The organism is Rhizomicrobium sp. (assembly GCF_056722145.1).
On the sequence record NZ_JBWZET010000260.1, the window covers coordinates 1 to 2,023 of the forward strand.

Annotated in this window: 3 protein-coding genes and 1 pseudogene; all 4 read right to left on the reverse strand. The window is 65.4% G+C overall.

What is annotated here, in order from left to right:
* The coding region (locus AC1P6P_RS13785) for an LD-carboxypeptidase (RefSeq protein WP_481403024.1) at nt 1–212 on the reverse strand (212 nt) is incomplete at its 3' end.
* Nucleotides 209–1,030 (reverse strand): diaminopimelate epimerase, encoded by an 822-nt coding sequence (dapF, locus tag AC1P6P_RS13790; protein WP_481403025.1) that lies wholly within the window; start codon nt 1,028–1,030, stop codon nt 209–211. The genes AC1P6P_RS13785 and dapF, both read right to left, overlap by 4 nt.
* Nucleotides 1,027–1,746 (reverse strand): MgtC/SapB family protein, encoded by a 720-nt coding sequence (locus tag AC1P6P_RS13795; protein WP_481403026.1) that lies wholly within the window; start codon nt 1,744–1,746, stop codon nt 1,027–1,029. The genes dapF and AC1P6P_RS13795 overlap by 4 nt, the downstream gene beginning before the upstream one ends.
* Nucleotides 1,747–1,786: 40 nt before the next feature.
* Nucleotides 1,787–2,023: pseudogene (locus AC1P6P_RS13800) on the reverse strand (hypothetical protein); the annotation flags it as partial.

Genomic DNA, 2,023 nt, shown 5'->3' on the forward strand with positions numbered 1-2,023 from the left:
TGGTGCAGGTCGCTCAGTCGCATGGCTGGCGTGCCGGCAAAGTAGAGCGGCCCGCGCTTCAGCGCATTCTCGCCCGCCTGTGGCGTGTAACCCAGCGCGCGCAGCGCATTGAGCCCTGCCTCCACTCGCTCCGGTTGCGGAGTCGCTGCCGGCGACACCACGGCCACCGTGGCCCCGGCGAGCACCGCGCCCGGCTTCAGCAGCCCGCTCACGCCCACGCCTCTCCGCGGGCAATCAAGGAAGCCGGCCCGGTCAGCTTCAACTCCGTGCCCGCTCCATCCCAGGTCACCGTCTGCGGGCCGCCCGGCGCAATCACGCGCAGCGGCGAAACGCAACCGTTGAGTCCGATGGCCGCCGTCGCGCACGCCGAGGTGCCGGTGCCCGAAGACATGGTTGGTCCCACCCCGCGCTCGAAGATGCGAATCTCGATTTCGTTTGCGCTCACAATGCGCAGAAACTCCACGTTGGTCTGATGCGGAAAATCGGGATGCCCGCAAATCTGCTGCCCAATGCTCTGCCAACGTTGCCCGTCCACCGCAAACTCCGCGTTGTCCACCACGATGTCGAAGTGCGGATTGCCGGTGTTCACATCCACGCCCGGCACCTGCACGCCGCCGGGAATGGTCACGGTGCGCGGCGCGAACTTTGGCACGCCCATGCCCGCCGTCACCTCCACGGTGTAGGCGCCGGCCGTGTCGATCGCGTTCACATGGCAAACGCGCACGCCGGCATCGGTCTCGATGGTCAGCGCGTCGCCCGGCTTCGCGTCGTGCTCGCGCGCCATCCATGCCGCCACGCAGCGCGTGCCGTTGCCGCTGATCTCGGCAATCGAGCCGTCCGCGTTGTGCAGCCGGATGCGCCCGGCCCGCTCGCCCGTCCATGCAAAATACTCCACGCCGTCGGCGCCCACGCCCGTGTTGCGCGCGCACAGCCGCCGCGTCAGCTCCGCCCAGTCGCGGCCCGCCGCCGCCTTCTCGGTCACAATCAAAAAGTCGTTGCCGCAGGCATGGGCCTTGGTGAACTCGATCAATCTTCCTCCGGATCGCGGAACATCAGCAACTCGTCGATGGCCGGCTCCGCCAGCAGTTTTCCGCGCAGTTGTTCGTGCCGTTTCTTGGTTGCCACCAGCGGAAAACTCACCCGCTCGAGATCGCCAATCGTGTCTCGCTCGATGTTGCACAGCCGCTCGCCCGCCCGGTCCATGGCGTTCAGAATGGACGACAGCATCCGCGTCTGATCTTTACCGCGCGCTTCGTAGACCAGCGGATAACTCTTGAGATTCGCGCGCCGCTCGAGCAATCCCACCGCCTCCAGCGACACGATCACGATGGCCGCCGCTACCACCGCCGCGCCATACAATCCCGCGCCGCACGCCATGCCGATCGACGCCACGGCAAACACCGCCGCCGCGCTGGTCAGTCCGCTCACCCGGCTCTTGTTGTGGATGATCAATCCCGCGCCGAGAAAGCCGATGCCCTGCACGATGTTCGAAGCCACGCGTCCTTTGTCGGGATTGGCATCGCCGGCCAACACCGCCGAAAGCAGGGTAAAGAAGGCGCTGCCCATGCAGATGAGCAAGTTGGTGCGCACGCCTGCCGCTTTGTGTTTGAGCTCGCGGTCCAGTCCGACAACACCGCCCAGGAGGCAGGCTATGAGCAGACGTCCAACAGCGCCGTTGAGCACCGTCATCTGCTGGAGCCGGTCGAACGAGAAGGGTTGTGCAAATTGCACCAGAGCCTGGTTCATAGCGAATTCCTAAGCCGATGCTATCACCGCCGCCGCCGAGTTATCTCCGATTACGGAGCGAGCTGACATAGAGAGCGCCAGAAGGCTGACCGGGCGCCGAAAAGCTGCGGACCAGAGCCAGCCCTTCCGGATGCGCTTTGACGGCCTGGTCGACCGGGTCGCCCGCGAAAGCCAGAACTACGGCAGCGTGCTCAGCGGGGGCGGCCAGCGCGGCCTCATAGAATTCCTTATCGCTCTCGTTGATGGTTTGTCGCAAGGGAATTCCGGTAAGCGAAAC